The following is a 2,859-nucleotide window of genomic DNA, read 5'->3' on the forward strand; positions in this document are numbered from 1 at the left end:
CTTAATGAATTAAAAATAAGCAGATAAGTATAAGGATTGAAAGAAAATATAAATTAAGAAGAATGCTTCTGCTATATGATAAGGTAATGGAGCACTAATGTAAATGGTAAAGTAAATAACCAAACGTCTATTAAAAACATAATGAAAGGATATGCAATCATGAGTTGGCAAGTTGTTTTAGCATCTACTGTAGTAACAGTGATAGTATTATTATTAATTGAAGTTAAATAGAGGAGGAATTGGAAATGTTGTTTGGTATATGTGTTGTGGCCAGTTCTACAATTGTAGAAAATATTATCACAGGCTGTGGTCTTGGTGTGGGAATCTATTGTGCAAGTAGATCAGGTAAGAATACGTATATGCCTAAGAAAGCAAAATAGGCAAGGAAAAGAAAGGTCATTCAAGGGTAGCAAAATTCAGATGAATGACTTTTTCAAATTTTGATACATTGTTATAGAAAAATAGGGTTAAGTGTGAAAAGTGTATATTTTCAAAAAATAATTTTTGCAATGAATTATGTATAGAAAAAGTCTTTTGGAATTACACACTTTTTACACCTATAGATGATTTCAGCTACAGTATAAAGGAATAACTATGACTGTAAAAATGATGAAAGAAATTTATATTACTTGTGGATTCTTTAAAATAAGGGTGGAAAGGTTTGAAAAAAATAGCTGTAGGTTGATTGTAGAATGCTGTTTGATTTTCAGGAAACTATTCATCCTATCAGACCAGTAGTGCTTAAAAGTAAAATGTAAGAAGAACAAGAGTATGGTTAATGATAAATAAGGGAGAACAACGTTACTTGATATTTTCAGTTACTAACAGGTGTGAAAAGTGTTTATTTTTCAAAAATTTTTTTGAAGTGAGCTCCTAACAAAAAAAGTTTTTTGTAATAGTACACTTTTTACACTTAGATATGATTCCAATGAAATAGATTGAATACGCCATGAATGAGAGTTATGAGATGGATACGGGAAAATTTAAGTTTTATTTTTTTTGGATTTCTTGAAAATTCCCGTTTTCCCCTTGGATAATACATAGTATTGAACTTTGAAGAGTAGTAGTTGTTTAGAAGATGTTTGATATAGTTCTACAAGAGAAGAGGATGGGAAAGAGGAGTGATAGAATAGAAACAAGGAATCAATCAACGTATGCTATATGATTGGTTCCTTGGCTATGTTTGTGGAAATATTAGAATGGTTGTTTGGAATCGGGAACTTCTAATATGTCTAAATTGTTAGGCAGGCATGTGTATATCAACTCTAGTAATGAACATGTATTAGCTACAGTACTATATAGAGTGAGACCATAAGTATTTGCTGAAAAAGAGAGTATCCTCTCAGGATATATATCATACATGAGTTGTAATATAGCCCCTTCATATCCAGTTTTATTGAAAGTAAGATGAATGGATGTAGAAGTTATATTGTTGTAGCTGTTGTTAATACTTGAATAGATCTCTTCATAATAAAGGGATACATCTATATCTATTTCATCTGATTCTATTGTAGATTCTTTGTTATCGTAACTAATAGTTGGTACCATAGATTGTACGATGATTGGCAGTAGAATATATTCATCGGATTTAATCTGGACAGTCAATCTGGATACTAAGCTTCCTTTAAAGAGGTACTGAAGCATTTCTATAGATAAAGGATTATAGTTTGATCTCTTTAAAAATTTACCTTTTGTTAATTTGTAGTCACAATCTAATAAATCAGTTCGAATAGTTTCAATAGATGGATAGGTTAGTCCTAATTCTTTACACCTACGTTTGAATTCTTCTTTGAAGTTTTGTTCTGTATATTCTTCAAGATCTTTGTCAGACAGTATTTCACGAATCAGCCTTTTACGTTTCTCGATAGTGATATTACGTGATCTTCCACGTATACCTTTCTTCTTTACTCGTTTAGGTGGTTCTTCACCTTCTAGGGTAGTTGTACCATAACTATTACCGTAATTCATAAATTTCCTCCAAAATAATTAAAAAAAGTCTTGACAAGCAATATTGCATTTTTGATTTTGTTTGAAAATCATAACGGACATGAGAAGTATGTCCTTAGATATTATAACAAATAGTTTGAAATTAATAAATACCAAACAAAAATAGCTTGTAAGTTTGTTTTGTATAATAGAAATCAGACAAGATGAAATGAGGTGATGCAGTATGTTGTAGCATGTTAGTAGTTAAAATATGGAGTACATTGAAAACCGAATAACGATTCTATAATGGAGGAAAAGGCATGAAGCAGATTAGAGCTCCTGATATTTAATAGTAAGAGAATTCGTTATGTAATTATAGTACCAATACTTGTAACACATGTGTGTTATAGGTTGTCGTTATGCAAATGAACATAAAGAAAATAGTTTATATTGAATATCAGGAGGATGTAACTTATGAAAGCAATAATATTACCTAATGTGTCAGATGTATGTACTGGAGAATATGATTTCTCCATCAATAGTGTTGTTGAAGACAGCACCACAAAGATATTACAAGTTCTTTTTGAACTTGAACATTGTGATGGTAAACAATTTTACTTACTGCAGGAGTATAACATGGATTTAAGTAATGAGGATTTTTATAATCTAATGTACTTAAGCCATGAGCCAACCTCTGAGAAGCCAATTGTAGTGGACACAGAAGCTCTTATATTATGTGGTGGCACTTGTGATGTAGTGTTAGATGAACAAGGTAAAGCAAAAGTAGATATGAATACAATTTCTTTTTCTGCTACTATTGCTGCTGATGTAGAGTAATGAGTAAACACAGCTTTAAGGATATTGAACTCTCGTTATTATATGTTTTTTATAATAACGAGAGAAAAGTAAAGTTAATTTCAAAGCATATCCTTT

General features: G+C 30.6%; 3 protein-coding genes. 2 read left to right on the forward strand and 1 reads right to left on the reverse strand.

The window, feature by feature from the left end:
• Positions 1–245 precede the first annotated feature (245 nt).
• Positions 246–380, forward strand: coding sequence for a hypothetical protein (locus ACW2QF_RS13385; protein WP_455716509.1), 135 nt, complete (start codon positions 246–248; stop codon positions 378–380).
• A gap of 814 nt (positions 381–1,194) precedes the next feature.
• On the opposite strand, the gene ACW2QF_RS13390 is transcribed toward ACW2QF_RS13385, so the two are convergent.
• Positions 1,195–1,968, reverse strand: a complete 774-nt coding sequence (locus ACW2QF_RS13390) for a hypothetical protein (RefSeq protein WP_455716510.1) — start codon at positions 1,966–1,968, stop codon at positions 1,195–1,197.
• Positions 1,969–2,400: 432 nt separating this feature from the next.
• Here ACW2QF_RS13390 and ACW2QF_RS13395 point away from each other — a divergent pair, with 432 nt between their 5' ends.
• Positions 2,401–2,763: a hypothetical protein gene (locus ACW2QF_RS13395; protein WP_455716511.1), complete on the forward strand. Its 363-nt coding sequence runs from the start codon at positions 2,401–2,403 to the stop codon at positions 2,761–2,763.
• The last annotated feature ends 96 nt before the right edge of the window (positions 2,764–2,859 follow it).

Source organism: Anaerosporobacter sp. (assembly GCF_965301125.1).